The sequence below is a fragment of the Flavobacterium sp. genome, from assembly GCF_025352425.1.
In the GTDB taxonomy this organism is placed as follows: Bacteria; Bacteroidota; Bacteroidia; order Flavobacteriales; family Flavobacteriaceae; genus Flavobacterium.
This window is the reverse complement of the sequence record NZ_JANXTI010000074.1, coordinates 1-15,626: the sequence shown is the minus strand read 5'-3', so window position 1 is coordinate 15,626 and position 15,626 is coordinate 1. Positions and strand designations below refer to the sequence as shown.

The 15,626-nt window shown below is 38.9% G+C and carries 16 protein-coding genes and 2 pseudogenes; 8 read left to right on the top strand and 10 right to left on the bottom strand.

From position 1 onward, the window contains the following. Window positions 1-26: 26 nt before the first annotated feature. Window positions 27-470: a Gmad2 immunoglobulin-like domain-containing protein gene (locus Q0Q99_RS09830; protein WP_293895035.1), complete on the bottom strand. Its 444-nt coding sequence runs from the start codon at window positions 468-470 to the stop codon at window positions 27-29. A 44-nt stretch (window positions 471-514) separates the two neighbouring features. After that, entirely contained in the window at window positions 515-1,282 is a 768-nt protein-coding gene (locus Q0Q99_RS09825) for a sterol desaturase family protein (RefSeq protein WP_293895033.1), read from the bottom strand. Window positions 1,283-1,444: 162 nt separating this feature from the next. On the opposite strand from Q0Q99_RS09825, the pseudogene Q0Q99_RS09820 reads away from it, so the two are divergent. Next, window positions 1,445-1,561, top strand: a pseudogene (locus Q0Q99_RS09820) (DUF4130 domain-containing protein); the annotation flags it as partial. Window positions 1,562-1,631: 70 nt separating this feature from the next. Here the strand turns inward: Q0Q99_RS09820 and nhaA are convergent. Genes nhaA through Q0Q99_RS09800 form a run of 4 tightly spaced genes read right to left on the bottom strand, consistent with a single transcriptional unit; the run spans window position 1,632 to window position 8,090 of the window. Beyond that, on the bottom strand, window positions 1,632-2,789 hold the full coding sequence (gene nhaA / locus Q0Q99_RS09815; RefSeq protein WP_293895030.1) for a Na+/H+ antiporter NhaA: 1,158 nt from the start codon (window positions 2,787-2,789) through the stop codon (window positions 1,632-1,634). Window positions 2,790-2,844: 55 nt separating this feature from the next. Further along, a complete protein-coding gene (locus Q0Q99_RS09810) occupies window positions 2,845-4,872 on the bottom strand; it encodes a PAS domain-containing protein (protein ID WP_293895027.1) in 2,028 nt (675 codons plus the stop codon). 36 nt (window positions 4,873-4,908) lie between these two features. Continuing rightward, entirely contained in the window at window positions 4,909-6,942 is a 2,034-nt protein-coding gene (locus Q0Q99_RS09805; protein ID WP_293895024.1) for an ATP-binding protein, read from the bottom strand. Then, window positions 6,936-8,090, bottom strand: coding sequence for a chemotaxis protein CheB (locus Q0Q99_RS09800; protein WP_293895021.1), 1,155 nt, complete (start codon window positions 8,088-8,090; stop codon window positions 6,936-6,938). Before Q0Q99_RS09800 ends, Q0Q99_RS09805 begins: the two co-directional genes overlap by 7 nt. 634 nt (window positions 8,091-8,724) lie before the next feature. Between Q0Q99_RS09800 and tnpA the strand changes: the two genes are divergently transcribed. The 7 genes from tnpA (at window position 8,725) to Q0Q99_RS09765 (ending at window position 11,903) form a co-directional block, all read left to right on the top strand. Next, complete coding sequence (gene tnpA, locus Q0Q99_RS09795) at window positions 8,725-9,186, top strand: IS200/IS605 family transposase (protein WP_293895018.1); 462 nt, start codon at window positions 8,725-8,727, stop codon at window positions 9,184-9,186. 341 nt (window positions 9,187-9,527) lie between these two features. Beyond that, window positions 9,528-9,650, top strand: a complete 123-nt coding sequence (locus Q0Q99_RS09790) for a hypothetical protein (protein ID WP_293895015.1) — start codon at window positions 9,528-9,530, stop codon at window positions 9,648-9,650. An 83-nt stretch (window positions 9,651-9,733) separates the two neighbouring features. Beyond that, window positions 9,734-10,309 carry an AraC family transcriptional regulator gene (locus tag Q0Q99_RS09785; RefSeq protein WP_293895012.1) on the top strand — a complete coding sequence of 192 codons (576 nt, stop codon included), beginning with the start codon at window positions 9,734-9,736 and terminating at the stop codon, window positions 10,307-10,309. 183 nt (window positions 10,310-10,492) lie between these two features. Next, complete coding sequence (locus Q0Q99_RS09780; RefSeq protein ID WP_293895009.1) at window positions 10,493-10,945, top strand: Hsp20/alpha crystallin family protein; 453 nt, start codon at window positions 10,493-10,495, stop codon at window positions 10,943-10,945. 206 nt (window positions 10,946-11,151) lie between these two features. Beyond that, window positions 11,152-11,373, top strand: coding sequence for a hypothetical protein (locus tag Q0Q99_RS09775; protein WP_293895006.1), 222 nt, complete (start codon window positions 11,152-11,154; stop codon window positions 11,371-11,373). 141 nt (window positions 11,374-11,514) lie between these two features. Continuing rightward, window positions 11,515-11,724, top strand: a complete 210-nt coding sequence (locus Q0Q99_RS09770; protein ID WP_293895003.1) for a hypothetical protein — start codon at window positions 11,515-11,517, stop codon at window positions 11,722-11,724. Window positions 11,725-11,771: 47 nt separating this feature from the next. Then, window positions 11,772-11,903 carry a hypothetical protein gene (locus Q0Q99_RS09765; RefSeq protein ID WP_293895000.1) on the top strand — a complete coding sequence of 44 codons (132 nt, stop codon included), beginning with the start codon at window positions 11,772-11,774 and terminating at the stop codon, window positions 11,901-11,903. 63 nt (window positions 11,904-11,966) lie between these two features. Here the strand turns inward: Q0Q99_RS09765 and Q0Q99_RS09760 are convergent, their stop codons facing one another. The 4 genes and pseudogenes from Q0Q99_RS09760 to Q0Q99_RS09745 form a co-directional block, all read right to left on the bottom strand. Beyond that, a complete protein-coding gene (locus Q0Q99_RS09760) occupies window positions 11,967-13,790 on the bottom strand; it encodes a glycoside hydrolase family 2 protein (RefSeq protein ID WP_293894997.1) in 1,824 nt (607 codons plus the stop codon). Window positions 13,791-14,078: 288 nt separating this feature from the next. Beyond that, window positions 14,079-14,495, bottom strand: a complete 417-nt coding sequence (locus Q0Q99_RS09755; RefSeq protein ID WP_293894994.1) for a hypothetical protein — start codon at window positions 14,493-14,495, stop codon at window positions 14,079-14,081. A 127-nt stretch (window positions 14,496-14,622) separates the two neighbouring features. Next, complete coding sequence (locus Q0Q99_RS09750; protein WP_293894991.1) at window positions 14,623-15,177, bottom strand: helix-turn-helix transcriptional regulator; 555 nt, start codon at window positions 15,175-15,177, stop codon at window positions 14,623-14,625. Between the two features lie 327 nt (window positions 15,178-15,504). Continuing rightward, a pseudogene (locus Q0Q99_RS09745) lies at window positions 15,505-15,626 on the bottom strand (IS982 family transposase); the annotation flags it as partial.

Sequence of the window (15,626 nt, the reverse complement as noted above, 5' to 3'; positions counted from 1 at the left end):
GCAATGGCAGGGGAAATCAGTAGGTATTAATCCAAAGCTATTGGCAACTCATATTGTCGGCTACCATCCTTGGCACTTGCTTCGAATAAAATCAGCGTTAAAGTGGAGTTTTCTTCTTTTTTGGAGGCTTCAATAGTGAAATCAAAATTGCCCCATTCCGGAGCACCGGCATCTGTCATCTGAAAACCTTTTTGCAATTCATTATGTCCATCTTCAATTACCCAGCTAAAACTTGCTTCAAAAATTTGTCCTTTGCCTTTTACCCGAAATTTATTTTCTCCTACGCTTTCTACAGTCACATCCTTAAAACGTTCATTGGAATATTTCCTGGGAATCTCTGCTATGGGCTTGGTTTTAGTGGGCTCAGGCAGCGTATCGCTTGTTTTTAAAACATCATGGGTTTCTATCACCTCCTGCTTTTTGCAGGAGGTGACCAGGAGTAATATCAATAAGAAGCATATCCATTTCATAGTGAGTTGTTGCTTGTCATTCCGCAGTTTTTATGCTTCGGCTTTTATTCTTTATTAATATCCTTAAAGAGAATCATTTTGCCAATCTTAAACGATGCGCCATGATAAAACCCTGTTTCCTGCGCAAAGTCTTTAGGGTTTCGGAATGTTCCAAATATAATATCAAATATTGGAAGATCGGAATAATTATACGCATGAACTGCTTTTTCGTGATGTAGTGAATGCGATTCGGGACGCTGAAAAACATACCCAATCCACTGCGGTGTTTTGATATTGGCATGTTGAATAACCGCTAAGAATGTGGCGCCATAAATAGCATAAATAGTTGCCTGCGCGGAGAAGCCTATCCATACCATAGCGAGACTTGTAAGAAAGGTAAATCCTATCATATCCATTGGACTAAAAAAGAACGCACCGTAGGTATCAACCCGTTCGGCACTATGATGCATCTGATGAAAGACCCTCCAGAGCAGGTTACTTTGATGCATTGAACGATGCCAGAAGTAAACGCCTAGTTCGTAAACCAATAAGGCGACCAAAGCTCCCCAGTAATCGCCTAATGAAGACACATCCAAAATTTGATATTTAGCAAAATAATCGTTCCATAGTAAGGGAAGATAAGAGGAAAGAAAAAAATAAATAATAAACACACAAATACCTTTAATTTTCCAATAACGGATGCGGGGTAAAGGTCTGCCGGGAAATAATTCCTCTGCAACTAAAAAACAAAGAAATATGGCAATAACAATAATGGATGCGGGGTCACTAACAATTTGAAATGGGGTCGGAAGATTGTATATTTTTTCAAGCATCTTATTTTAATTTGTATTTCTACTAAAGTAAAGATATAAAATTTAAAGTTTTCGATTCATTATTTCTAATCGACTTGTGACGAATCCTCACATTAACATTTGTGCAATGCGACCTCATCATCCTATTCCTTATCTTTGAGGGCTCCTATTAATACCAGTTTGTTATGGAATGATTACTTTAAAAGCACCAACATTAAAGCCCGTAAAAACATGAAACTGCATATCAGGCACGTGCCAAAACGCTATTGGAAGTACTTGACAGAGAAGATGCACGGCTGATTTGGCATTATCACTAAACTAAAACAGGTTCCCTATTTGAAATGGGAACAACATATTGTAGCTGGTAGGTTCAGGAGTCTGCCGGTAAAGGAGTTTTATTTTGAAGTGTCAGCCTGAGCCAAATAAAACCGATTGTCCCCGCGATAAATGAAGCGATGAGAATCGCAATTTTAGAATTATTTACAATGTCTGTTTTGTCGAATGCAAGAAGCGTAATAAAGATAGACATGGTAAACCCGATGCCGCCTAAGAAACCCGCACCGATAATGTTTTTCCACTTCAAGTCTGTCGGCAGCACACACAACCCCGAGCCAACGCCAATAAATGAAAAAAGCCAAATGCCGAAAGGTTTTCCCACTACTAGTCCAACGATAATACCAACACTGTTTGTTTGGCTTAAACCGCTTTGCCAATCGTCGCCTACTGCAATGCAAGTGTTGGCTAATGCAAACAACGGAAGAATAATAAAGGCGATAGGTTTATGTAAGAAGTGTTGAACTATAAATGACGGCGATTTCTCTTCCCCGTCACCAAACGGAATTGCAAAAGCCAAAAGCACACCCGTTATTGTTGCGTGAACTCCTGAGTGTAACATAAAATACCACATTAATACACCGCCAATTAAATACGGAATCAGATTTCGCACTTTCAGGCGGTTTAAAATTAAAAGCAACCCGAAAATGCCTAAAGCAATAAATAAATTTGTAAACGCTAATGATTTGGTATAAAAAATAGCAATAACAACTATTGCTCCCAAGTCGTCCATTACCGCCAAAGCTGTCAGGAAGATTTTAAGGGAAACAGGAACCCGATTGCCTAATAAAGATAAAATGCCAATAGCAAATGCAATGTCCGTTGCCATTGGGATACCTGCGCCCGATTGTGTTTGCGTCCCGAAGTTGAACGCTAAGAAAAGTCCGGCCGGAACTAACATCCCGCCCAACGCACCAAAGATGGGAAGTGACGCATTCTTTACCGATGAAAGTTCACCGGCATACACTTCACGCTCCAGCTCTAATCCGATGAGTAAAAAGAAAATTGCCATTAGCCCGTCATTGATTATATGTACGATGTTATAGCCACCCAAGTCGAGATGCCAAAAATTAATGTAGCTTGTCTGCCATACCGAGTTCGCAAGGCCGAGGGAAAGGAGCGTCACGAATACTAAAATGAGTCCGCCCGCTTTTTCGCTTTCAAAGAAATCATGGAATTGTCTGCTAAATTTCATACGACACTTTCTTGTCTAAGATTGACTGTAGCGATTTTAAATTCTTCCTTAATTTTTACAGTTCGGGAATATAAATATCAAAGGTTGCTCCCTCATTTAAGGTTGCTGTGGCTGTTATTATTCCGTTGTGGTTTTCTACTATCTTCTTTACAATTGCCAGACCGATACCTGTACCTGAATATTCCACTTTGCCATGCAAACGCTGGAACACTTCAAAAATCTTCTTTCTGTATTCCATGTCGAAACCGATACCATTATCAGCAACACTTATGTGGTGGTACATTAAATTGGTGTCTGCTCCCAAACTTTTAATGCTTTCCCCTGTGACACGATTTCCTTTTATATCAATGTGAGGAACAGTGCCTCGTTTTGTGAATTTTAATGCATTTCCGATCAGATTACTCAAAAGCTGCCTGAACTGAAAAGGGATTACTTTTGCCTCACCTAAATCATCAAGTGTTACTACGGCTTTGGCATCCATAATTATTTCACTGTAATCTTCCAAAACTTCTTCAGCTATATCATGTAGGTTTTTGAGAACAAAAACCTTATCTGTCAAATTTGTCCGGGAATAATCCAAGAGGTCTTGTATCAATGACTGCATCCTTTTGGCAGCTGAAGTAATTCTTTGGAAATGTTCTTTGGCTTTTACGTTAAGTTGACTTTCTTCAGTATCCGTAATTCTACTGATAAAGGTTTGTATTTTTCGAAGGGGTTCCTGCAAATCATGGCTTGAAACATATACAAAGGACTGTAATTCAATATTCATCTTTACCAAGTTTTGATTGCTACTTTCCAATTCGGCAGTACGCTCCGAAACCTGTTTTTCCAACTCTTCAGTAAAGGTCTTCTGTGCTTGTATATCTGTGCTTGTCCCCACCCACATTTGTATATTTCCCAATGTATCTTTTTGTGCAAGGGCGTGGCTAAGCTGCCATCTATATTCGCCGTCGTGGCGGAGTAATCGATGCTCAAATAAAAAATCGTCACCCGTTGCTATCGCTTTTTCCCATTTATCCTTATACTCTTCCCTTTCATGCGGATGGACAAGCATAAGCCATTCGGTATCTTTTATAGAAAAAGTGGTCATGCCTGAATATGTAAATGTAGAAAGGTTGTAATAGTTCTGATTTCCAGCAGCATCGGCTGTCCAGACAAGCTGTGGCATCGAATCAGCCAGTAACCTGAACTTTGACTCGCTCTTCATCAAAATTTCCCTTCGGTTGATCTCTTCCGTTATATCAATCAGGGTTCCTACTATTTTTAAAGGCTCATCGTTGGCATCAAAAAATATTTTTCCATGTGAACGTACCCAGCCCCGTTCACCATTTTGTTTAATAATACGTGCATCATATTTATAAATTCCGGTGCGCATTGCGAGCAGGAAAGCCTTATCCACAATGTCAACCAAGTCCTCCTGGTTTATTTGCTCCATTAACCCTTCATAGCTAAGTTTTACGCTGCTATCATGCCCAAATATGGTCGCAAGACTCTCGGAATGAACCAAGTTATGTAACTGAAGGTCAAGTTCCCAGGTGGCAATCTCCGCAATCTCTGTCGCGAGTCTCGTTCGCCCTTCAACGTCTACCAATTTTTTTCGCACTTCTACTTTCTCGGTGACATCATTCATAGTCACCAAGACACCTTCAAATTTACCTGACTCATCATTGACAGGGCTGTAGCTTGATGTCCAATAGGTATCCACTATTTTTCCATTTCTTTGAATGGGAAAGCATTGGTCTTCATGCCAGGAAGCCTCTCCGGTAGCTTTCAGTTCCTCTATTATCGGCAAAATAATGACCCATACATCAGGAAGCAATTCGGCGCCGGGTTTCCCCAGAATGTCGGAATGTTTTTCGTCAATTCCTAAGGAAAGATGACAGGCATCATTGTAAAAGCAGGTTAATTCGTCTCCCCAAAACAGGAACATAGGAAATTTTGAGTTGAGCATAATTCCAAGTGTGGAACGCAAGGCCAAAGGCCATATTTCGATAATGCCTATAGGTGTCGCACTCCAATCATTAGAGCTGATAATTTCACCCATCCCGCCACTTGAACGCGTACTTTGCTTTATGCTAAACATTTTATTTATTTTATCATTGCCTTTGGGGCAGGATGATTATAAGACTTTGTGTATTTGGTTCGTTAAGCGGATAATGAATTTTGTCCCTTTGTCGGGCTCACTTTCCACCCTAATGCTGCCTTCTGCGGCATTCACTATTTTTTTTGCGAGATAGAGTCCGATGCCACTGCCCTCAATATCCTGATGAAGCCTTCCATACATTTCGAAAATTTTATCATGTGACTCTTTTGGTATCCCTTTTCCGTTATCCTCCACGGTTAAAACGCAATAATCTCCTTCATTAAAGGTACTTACGGTAATCATCGGTGATTTTTTGCTGCGGAATTTTATCGCATTCGAAATCAGGTTGAATAGTATACTCCTCATGTTTTTCTTTGAAAACTGAATTGAAGGGATTTCCAAATTCCTGACTATTTTAATTTTTGCTTCTGCCATTTCGTTTCTCAGGCTCCATTCGATATTATCTATTATTTCGTTTAGGTTTACTTCTTCGGTTACAATCATGTCACTTTCAACTTTTGCGATAGTGGCAATATCGTTAATCAATGAACGGAATGTCCGAATGGAATTGTTAATCACTCCTAAAAATTCTGAAACCGCAACTTCCTTCTGGGGTAATTCTTCATTCAATATGTTGATACTGGCTTCGATATTGCCTAATGGCGCAAGAAGATCGTGCGATGCGGCATGGATAAAATGATCTAAATCGGCATTTATACGGAGCAGGCTTTGGTTTTTCCTTTTCAATTCTGTTTGCGTCTGATTTAACTCGGTAATATCGTTGAATGTAATAATGGCACCTTTATTTCTGTGGGTTGCCTGTATGTAAGGCATGATCATTATCTGATACCACTTACCATTCTCAGCTTCTATCTCTTTGCTGATTACGACGCCTTTTTCGAGCACCAACTTGGTGTCGGCAATGATGGTCTCGAATTTAATGTTTGTTGAAATGTGGGTTATTGGCCGTCCGATATCTGTATCAAGCAAGTTGATGTGCTTGACCGCTCCGGGAGAAAACTTCATCAGCTTCATTTCGTTATCGATAAAAAGCTGACCATTGATATTACTGCGGAAATAATTGTTAAGGTCGTCGTTGGTTTCCAGAAGTTCTTTATTCTTTAACTGATAATCGGCATTAATGGTATGCAGTTCTTCGTTAACAGACTGCATTTCCTCATTTGTACTCTGCATTTCCTCATTTGAAGAAATCAATTCCTCATTAAAGGACTGCATATTTTCGTTGGAAGTTTCGAGTTTTTCATAAGCGTCAACCAATTCTGATTTAACTTTTTTTAATTCCTCCTCCAGTGTATCGGTATATTTGGTGTGGTATTCCTTTTCATCGAAAACGGGATAATTTTCTTTTTTTGAGCTTAGCGAAGTCTCATCATTAAAAACAGCAACAAATCCTTTATGTCCACTATCAAGCAGTAACGGGCTTACAGAAAGGTTAACGGCCATCGCCGTGTTGTTTTGTTTAACCATTATGCCTTTCACGTTGGTTGTCACATCAGTCTTCAGTACTTCTTTACTTAAGGCATTATAGGCGACAGCAAGCGGTTTGGGAAGTAATTCGATCAAATTGTTATTGAAATTTTGCTGAACCAGGTATTTGGCTGTATTCCCATAAGATTTTAAAACCGTATTTTCCTGATCAACACATATGGCAAGATAATTCATTGATTCAGCGAGTACCGTATTCACATTGTCTGTCATTAAATTGGTCATGTGCTTCACAGTATCTTCCCTGTTGTAGGAACCACTGCGGCGTACATCAAGCAATTCAGGAAGTGAAAACGTTTCAAAAGTAGCACTTCGTTTATTTTTAAGGCTTTTGTAAATACGCCATTTTTTGTTAACCTCTTCCAGACTATCCATGATAGTTAAAGGGCTTTCGCTTGTCCCTAAATACAAATATCCGTTAGTCTTTAGTCCGAAGAGTAACATGGCGTATACTTTTGCCTGTAATGCGGGAGCCATATAAATGAGGACGTTACGGCAACTTATTAAATGCATGTTACAATAAGGCGGATTCTTCACAAGATCGTGTTGGGCAAAAATCAACATTCTGCGAATCTCAGGCCTGTGACGTAATTATCCCCTTTTATATCAAAATAGGTTGTTAAATACGATTCACTTACATTCTTCATCCTCTCGGCTGGGTAACTTCCTTTTCCGGCTGTAATCAAAGCAGCGGAATCAATATCAGTAGCAAAAATCTTTACTACCCTATCCTTAAAGTCTCCTGTTAATTGTTCTTTTAGCATTATCGCAAGCGAATAGGCCTCTTCCCCGGTGGCGCAACCGGCAACCCAAATTTTAATTTCGTCATTGGGTCCGAGGCTTCCCAATATATGTGGGAGTACGTTTTTCTTAATCTGTTCAAACGAATCAATATCTCTGAAAAAAGACGTTACACTAATCAGGAAATCCTGGGCAAGAGCTTTTAGTTCTTCCGGAGACTCTTTTAAAATTTCGAGGTATTTGTCCAGGTCATAGAGGTTTAGGGTTACTGCTCTTCTTTTAGTCCTGCGAAGAATGGTTGACATTTTATAATCGGAAAAGTCGAAAGGCAATTTTTTCGCGAGGTATTCTATAATCCGCTCCATTGCTTTTTCTTCATTGCGGCTGTCCACCTTCATGGTTTCACTATGATGGATGTAGGACTCAATTGCCCTTGGCATAAATTCGGGTTCGAGGATAAAATCAACCATATCAGTAGCGATGGCATTTGCGGGCATACTGTTGAATTGTGTCGTTTCGGGGTTTCGGGCAATTATCATCCCTCCGGCTTGTTTTATGTCCTTGATTCCTTCACTTCCGTCAGAACCAAAGCCTGAGAGTATTATGCCAATTGCCTTTATACCACAGTCGGCGGCAAGCGATTTAAAGAACGTATTTATAGTGAGATGCGGACCCTGCACCTGGCTTTTATCCGTAAGGCACAGTTTTCTGTCCTTAATCGTCATGAACTTATTGTTAGGGATAAGGTATACCACATTGGCATACACCTTCATGCCTTCTTCCGCTTCCTTGATGGTCAGCTTACTATGTTTTGCCAATACTTCGATCATCCTGTTTCTAAAACTACTGGAAAGATGCTGCACGATTACGTATGCCGCGCTGTCAAGAGGTGTATGGTCAAAAAAGGTGTTAATCTCTTCCAACCCTCCTGCCGATGCACCAATGGCAATAATATAAGCCGGTTCTTTCATAACATTGTATTTTTACTGTTTTAAATTAATTTGTAACTGTAAGACTCCGCTAAACGGTGCCTATTATCTTGTTCCTATATGTCATAATAAGGAACTGCTAATTATTTTTGTCGGGGAGATTAGTCGGGACATTTAATTCAGCGCTTATTTCAAGAGTATAGTATAGTATAGTATAGTATAGTATAGTATAGTATAGTATAGTATATCTTTTTTTGCTGGCTTTAGAATCGTAATGGATTCCTTTTCGACTAAATGGGATATATTCATGAATGCGGGAAATTGCTGAAAGTTACGAATTTTTAATGCCAAATCGCCTAATTATTGGTTATTATTATTAATTTAATGGCAAAGCCTGATCCATCGTAATTAGTATTAAGTAACCTGAATGTAGTTCCGTACTCGGTATCCCAATTGCTTAAACCTAGAATTTATTTTGGAAACTAATATCTTAATTGGGCGAACTACCACTTTCTTAAAAAGTACATAAAAAGTATACTAATCCTTATTCATTATTTCCTTATTTAGCAGAAAATTACAATCCCGTTAGGGATTTTATTGTGGTAGAAAATATACAACACAATACCAAAATCCCGTTAGGGATGGTATATTATTATAAATGCTAATATGATATAAAATGGCAAATACCTATACACAAATTCACATTCAAACGGTTTTTGCAGTAAAACACCGTAACGGATTAATACATTCCTCGTTCAAAAACGAACTCTACCAGTACATATCGGGGATAATCAAATATCACAACCATAAACTGTTAGCTATTAATGGTATGCCGGATCATATCCATATATTTATTGGCATGCGTCCGACACAATCACTTTCTGATTTATTGCAAGACATTAAAGGAAATTCTTCAAAATGGATAAATGAAAAGAAATTTTTAAAGGTAAAATTTGAATGGCAAGCAGGTTATGGTGCGTTTTCATATTCTAAATCTCAAGTAGCTTCTGTTATTGATTATATTAAAAATCAAGAGCAACATCATGCAGTGAAAACTTTCCGAGAGGAATATTTAGAGTTTTTACATTTATTTGAGGTTGAGTATGATGAACGTTATTTATTTAAAGAGCCAATGTAATTTATATCATCCCTAAAGGGATTTTTCATCATATTATACATTTTGGCTACCCAGATGAAATCCCTAAAGGGATATATAAGACTAAAGGGATTCAATATTATATTACGCATGGGCTTCTCCTTCTCCGTTATATTCTTATTTAGCAGAAAATTACAATCCCGTTAGGGATTTTATTGTGGTAGAAAATATACAACACAATACCAAAATCCAGTTAGGGATTTAATTTGGGTAGAAAAATAGATAACCCAAAATTATACAATCGCAACCCAAAGTTTTACAATACCTGTCTTATTGCGTCCCTATATCTTTGCAGCATAATAATAACATAAAAAGCAATTATCATGAAAACACGCTCAACGTGCCAATGTGCACCAGCAAAGAAAAACGCTATTTGTAACAATCCGAATTGTACCTGTACTGACTGCAATTGTGGAGACAACTGCGCCTGCGGAGCCGGTAACTAACCGTATCCATAAGTAATCAACTAAGCCGTTCCGTAAAAATGACGGCTTATTTATTGGTGTCAAATAATCAGTAACTTTGCCCTATGAATGCTACCACCTTATTAGTCAAAAATATGGTCTGTCAACGCTGCGTGATGGCAGTTGAGTCTATCTTGGAAACCGCTGCAATACCATTTCAAAAAGTAACTTTTGGGGAAATACATCTAGTCGGGGAAATATCCGGGGAACTAAAAGACTATTTAAAGACACAACTTTACAATGTGGGTTTTGAAATGATTGACAACCAGACAGGCGGCCTCGTCGAAAAGATAAAACAACTCATTATAAAAAGGGCAAGGAACGAGGTCTCTAATGAAGACGGAAAATTAAAGCTCTCCTTATACCTATCTGATAAGGTCCACCACGAGTACACCTATCTGAGCAGTTTGTTTTCGGCTGTAGAAGGAAGGACAATAGAAAACTACTTTATAGAACAACGTATAGAAAAAGCCAAGGAGCTGCTGATTTATGACCAGCTTACCTTATCGGAAATTGCCTTTGAACTTGAATACAGCAATGCGGCACACCTGTCCAACCAATTCAAGAAAATTACAGGCCTTACGCCAACGTATTTTAAAGAAATTGGAAGTATTAAAAGAAAGGCGCTGGATAAGATTTAATTTTTATTTGCTGCTTACGCCCCAAAGACAACTTTGGAGCATCTGTTTTCTGAAAAAATGTCATTTTTATTTTAATGACAGCGCAAAAATCCTGTCATTTTTTCACCAAAAATACCATCGGCACAAAACTTGTTTGGGAAGTAAAAAAATAATCATTGTCTAACTTTAAAAATTTAAATTATCATGGAAACTTTAAAAAGACTGCCCGTAATTAACAACAGCTGGCCAATGCTTTTAAACAACCTTTTTAATCGCGATGCTTTTAATGAAGGGAATCATAATTTTTTTGACCAAAGCAATGCGGTAATTCCGGCAGTAAACATTAAGGAAACTACCGAAAACTTCGCCATCGAAATGTTGGCACCGGGAATGACAAAAGCAGATTTTAAAATAGAAGTGGATAAAAACCAGCTTACTATTTCTGCTGAAAAACAGTTCGAAACTGAAACAGATTCTGATAATTACCACAGAAAGGAATTCAGCTTTCAATCGCTAAGAAGAACCTTTACGCTGCCCGAGAATATTGTGGATGTAGACAAGATAAACGCACAATATACCGAAGGCATCCTTTATCTCACCATTCCGAAAAAAGAGGAAGCATTGCCTAAACCGGCAAAACGAATTGAAATTGCATAATGCATTGCTGATTGCGTTAATTAGAAAGGGCTGCCCCAAAAGGCAGTCCTTTTTTTATTTCTACAGAAGCGCTGGTTATTGTTAGTTGGTTCGTGCTCAGATTTTTCCAACGGAAATTTGTAAGCTATTGAAAGAATAGTATAACATAGAATAGGTAGTATATAGGTAACTTTAGCTTAGAATAGTAACCACTAAATAACGATATTATGGATTCAGAATACATTATCGAGAGAATTAAATCAACCCCATACAAATACCGAACAGTAGCGATACTGGAAACAAGACTAAGCAATCTTGACGAACAAAAAAAACATGAAATCCTGATCAGCTTAAAGAAACAATTGTATAGAGAAAGTAATATGGACATACTCTTGCCGCTTTCAACGTTGGTGCAACAGTTGCATCATTGGAAATCAACTCAACAATAAATAAAAAAGCCACTACTTTTATATTAAGCTCCTGCAATGAAATTATGTAATGTATGGGCATAATAATGTAACAAATAATTCTTGAACAGACCTAGTTTTGCTAAAGAAATAACAGTCAAAATAATATTAAAATAAATAATTATGGATTCACGCTACATTATCAACAGACTTAAATCGACACCTTACAAATACCCTACGTTGGCAATATTGCAATCCCGATTGAGCAACCTGGACGAAGAAAAAAAATATGAAATAATGTCAAGTTTAAAGAAACAGCTTTACATAGAAAGCAATATCGACATACAGCAACAACTTTCAACATTAGTGTACCATTTGCCATTGGCATCATAATATTATCATTCACAAATAAAAACAAACAAAATTTAAAAACTACACTTATGACAACACAAGATCCATACGTACTTTACTTCGAAAGCTCCTTGAATGAAGGAAATTTGAATCCTAATTATATAGAAGACCTATTTGATGAGGATGGCCCTTTTGGTGAAGCTGATTGTGCGGGATTATAAAGTAACATCCCGTTTCTTACACTACTAAAAAACCCGATACGAAAGTATTGGGCTTTTTTATTTTTATGATTTCAGCAAACCGGGCGACACATTTAGTTCACCAGTTTCGGCATTGATAATCCCGTTTTTTTCGTCTTCAATGTTGGTGGCTTGCGTATAAATATCGCCTGCTATCGGTCGTCTTCTTAGTTCTTTTTTGAAAAGGCCAATAAGGCGGGTCCGTTCTGAATCGCCTTCCGGACCTCCATAATTTTCAAATCCAAATCCGCCCCATTCACTTACAAGCAAAGGTACTTGCGAGCGGTAAAAAAAAGGGTCGCCAACAACCAGCGGAAAAGCTGCAACTCCGTTAAGCTGTCCTTCACAAAGCCCATCGAGTAAATTACGCCAATGCTCAATGTCTGGTGTATATAAATGCACAGTAAGCAAGTCTGACTTCAACTTGCCCTCAAAAGAAATGTGCTGCCAGCCGTCATTATCTACCACAAGAAACTGCGGATATGTGATGTGCATATAGTTATAAAGATTTATAATATACAGCCGCGTTTCCGGACTTGTAGCTATATCCTGAGCGCCCCAATCTTCGTTGTAAAGGCTCCAGATGGCAATGGATGGATGCGTCCCCAGCAAGGCGAGCATTCGTAAAAGTTCCCCTTTGTGATTTTCCCGACTGATGTCGTTAGATTGGTGCGTGCTCGGAACCTCACAAAGCAGTATGCCAATTTTATCGGCAAGATTGTAGATGCGCGGGTCTACGCCCGAAATGTGTATCCGAACCAAATTACACCCGAGCGCTTTCATCGCCTTCATATGCAATTTTATCTCTTCGTAGGTAGCCGTTCCAGGCTGGTAAAGGATGCCATCAAGGTATAGCGGATTGTTATTTAAATATATCCGGCTGCCGCGCGACTCAATCTTGCGCATCCCGAATACCGTTTCAATTTCGGCAATATGGCCGTTGGAATCCACCAGCTGCGCCACGAGCTTATATAAATACGGATGATCAGGAGACCAAAGCTCCCCGTTCGGAATCTGAATAACAATCCGCTGACCTTTCTGACCTACGTCTAAATTAAGTATGTACTCGTCAGCGGCCAAAAGTAGCTGACGGTCGCCCTCTTTAGGGTAAATTTTTAATTTCAGGGTATACGTGCCCGGATCATGGATACGCGTTGTGAAATTGAATCGCACCAGGTTGTCCTCAATAAAACTTATGGCACCCACACGCGACCTTAACCTGTTGCGCTCTACTGTCTCGAGCCAAACGCTTCGCACTGCGCCACTGTAGGTTTGGTACCAAATTCCGCCACGCTTATACACATGTGATTCCTGTTTGCCGCGTGGCGTATCAGGGTCCATTGTATCGGCAATGCGAACCGTCAGCCTGTTCACCGGACGCAGCTTAATGGCATCGAGTTCATAAGAGAATGAGGTGTAAGCGCCTTGGTGCACTTCTTCACCTTCAATAGTTTCTAACGGAAATCCGTTAAGCCAAACACGTGTCTCATAGCCGCAGGCGCCAAAAGTAAGCTGTAGCATTTCTTTGAGGCTTTCCCCCTTTTCAGCGTGCGGCAACGGAAAATCCCGCTCATACCAAACCACTATTTTATCATGCCACACACGATCTGCTGCGGCGCCATGCACCTTTGTGATGTGATCTTCTATTGAGCCGGGCCACGCAGCGGTATCGGTATATTCATGGCCGTTGTACCACTTGTCGAGCAATCCGCTTCCGTCATGATCTTCCGAAAAACGCCATTCCCCATCAAGAATAATAAATGCGTTCGGCCGTAGCACAGAACGCGGTATAGGATTAAGGAATACCTCTTCATTAAAATTTTCTTCCTTAACTTTAGAAAGCCCGTAATTGCGGTGTGATGTCTCCATATTTATTTCCTGGTCGTTTAACTATTCCCTATTACGCTCAAGATAGTTCAAACGGCATATCCACAGTTATAACATTTGGTGATTGATTTATATGATTAATGGGTTTGAATTTTAGATTTGTTGTTTGAGGTTGCCTGAAGGGTAACTAGTGAAATGGATAACAAAGTACAATGGCACCAATCAAAAAAAAAGTACACTAAAAGCGTACTTCTGTATCGTTTATTTTTCCTATGGGCCATAAAAAAAGCCACCCAAAAAGGACGGCTTTCAAATTTACAGGGCTAGCAGTTAAGCTGCAAGTTCCTGTTTCCTTGTAGTGACAGCATCAATGAAGGCACTTACCTCAACAATTTCCTGATCCAGAATTCCTAAATCCATTTCCTGTTCCAGTAACGCTACCGCGCCGTAGCTTTCCTTACGATGTTCCAGCACCAACTGTTTATACTCCAGTTGTTTTTTCTTGTAGATGTGTTCCTCTTTTGTAGGACCATCCGGGAGCGTAACAATAATTGTTTTTTCGGCGGCGATTTCTGCAAGAATCACCTGTAAGGATGCCTCTACCTCCGCCGACGTTTCGCCGTACTTTACTGTTAAGCCCTCTTCTGAATACCTTTTGTGGTTCAGATCGGCTTTTCTTTTTTGTGCCCGACTTAATAACACATCACAGTCCACTGTCTGTGTTAAATTTTGTAATGAGTAAATCATAATGTTAAATATTTAAAAATTTATATACATGCCAAAAGACAAACTGCATGCCAAAACTTACAAAAACATACGTTTTTAAGAAATATTTAACACGTTAACTATGATATCTATAATTATAAGAAGGACGTTAAGCCCTTATTTCGTGCAGGTTTTTAGTCACTTTATTGAGTGCGGAGCCAATAATTAATTTTTCGAGTTCTAGCAGTTCCTGTTTCCGCCGCAATGCCTTAAGATTGGCCATGCCCGATTTCCTTATGGCTCTCTCGGCTGCGGATGCTATGATCTCTAACAGCTCGCCATCCAGTTTTTGTCTGGTGTGTGGCAGGGTTGCAATATAGTCCACAAACCCTATGGCGGCAAGGTTCCCGTTGTATTTTACCTCGATTTGGGTTATCGCTTTGCCAATTAGATACAGCTGGTCATCGTTCGCCCTAAGCTGTTTCTCTAAGTCCTTTTTCTCCGCTTCTTCCTGTTCCATAACCAGCTGCCGTACCTTAGCTCCCTTGTCCTCGAACTTTAAAAAGCCAATCATTTCAGCTAAAAGCTGTCTTGCCTTGAGGGGCAAATGGCGTTTCCCCGATTCGTACATAGACCACTGGCTGCGGCTTACCTGTAAAAGCAACGCCATTTGTTTGTGTGTAAGTCCCAATAAGGAGGTGATAGTAATAGTAGTTTTCTTCATTGCAAAATTTAACATATTTGTGACCATGTTACTTTTATCAAAAAGTTTGCCACAATTTTTGTGACTATTTTAAATTTTTTTAATGGTTTGGTCACAAAATTGTTAAAATTTTTTTGGTGGGTTAAAAAGGGAGTATTAATTGAGATAGGGATTTAGTCAAAAGATATAATTACTAGATTTACTGAAAATTTAATGGATATGACAATTAATGACCTAATTCAAAAGTACAGAACACAATTACAGTCACTTAATCGCGCATCTAATCAAACGCTTGGAAAAGCACCACACAAACCTATATTATTATTATCTATAACCCGTTGGGTGTAATTAAATAATTTGATTTTTAATATTGTTTATTGGTCTATCAAATATGAATTTATTGATATATTGAACCAAAGTTAATGCTGTTATTTTAGCTAAAATTCTTGTTTTAAATCCTTCAAAAGATT

Excerpts from the sequence above, each read along its gene's own strand:
- Q0Q99_RS09830 (WP_293895035.1), bottom strand. The coding sequence starts at position 470 with ATGAAATGGATATGCTTCTTATTGATATTACTCCTGGTCACCTCCTGC.
- Q0Q99_RS09825 (WP_293895033.1), bottom strand. The coding sequence starts at position 1,282 with ATGCTTGAAAAAATATACAATCTTCCGACCCCATTTCAAATTGTTAGT.
- nhaA (WP_293895030.1), bottom strand. The coding sequence starts at position 2,789 with ATGAAATTTAGCAGACAATTCCATGATTTCTTTGAAAGCGAAAAAGCG.
- Q0Q99_RS09810 (WP_293895027.1), bottom strand. The coding sequence starts at position 4,872 with ATGTTTAGCATAAAGCAAAGTACGCGTTCAAGTGGCGGGATGGGTGAA.
- Q0Q99_RS09805 (WP_293895024.1), bottom strand. The coding sequence starts at position 6,942 with ATGTTGATTTTTGCCCAACACGATCTTGTGAAGAATCCGCCTTATTGT.
- Q0Q99_RS09800 (WP_293895021.1), bottom strand. The coding sequence starts at position 8,090 with ATGAAAGAACCGGCTTATATTATTGCCATTGGTGCATCGGCAGGAGGG.
- tnpA (WP_293895018.1), top strand. The coding sequence starts at position 8,725 with ATGGCAAATACCTATACACAAATTCACATTCAAACGGTTTTTGCAGTA.
- Q0Q99_RS09790 (WP_293895015.1), top strand. The coding sequence starts at position 9,528 with ATGAAAACACGCTCAACGTGCCAATGTGCACCAGCAAAGAAAAACGCT.
- Q0Q99_RS09785 (WP_293895012.1), top strand. The coding sequence starts at position 9,734 with ATGAATGCTACCACCTTATTAGTCAAAAATATGGTCTGTCAACGCTGC.
- Q0Q99_RS09780 (WP_293895009.1), top strand. The coding sequence starts at position 10,493 with ATGGAAACTTTAAAAAGACTGCCCGTAATTAACAACAGCTGGCCAATG.
- Q0Q99_RS09775 (WP_293895006.1), top strand. The coding sequence starts at position 11,152 with ATGGATTCAGAATACATTATCGAGAGAATTAAATCAACCCCATACAAA.
- Q0Q99_RS09770 (WP_293895003.1), top strand. The coding sequence starts at position 11,515 with ATGGATTCACGCTACATTATCAACAGACTTAAATCGACACCTTACAAA.
- Q0Q99_RS09765 (WP_293895000.1), top strand. The coding sequence starts at position 11,772 with ATGACAACACAAGATCCATACGTACTTTACTTCGAAAGCTCCTTGAAT.
- Q0Q99_RS09760 (WP_293894997.1), bottom strand. The coding sequence starts at position 13,790 with ATGGAGACATCACACCGCAATTACGGGCTTTCTAAAGTTAAGGAAGAA.
- Q0Q99_RS09755 (WP_293894994.1), bottom strand. The coding sequence starts at position 14,495 with ATGATTTACTCATTACAAAATTTAACACAGACAGTGGACTGTGATGTG.
- Q0Q99_RS09750 (WP_293894991.1), bottom strand. The coding sequence starts at position 15,177 with ATGAAGAAAACTACTATTACTATCACCTCCTTATTGGGACTTACACAC.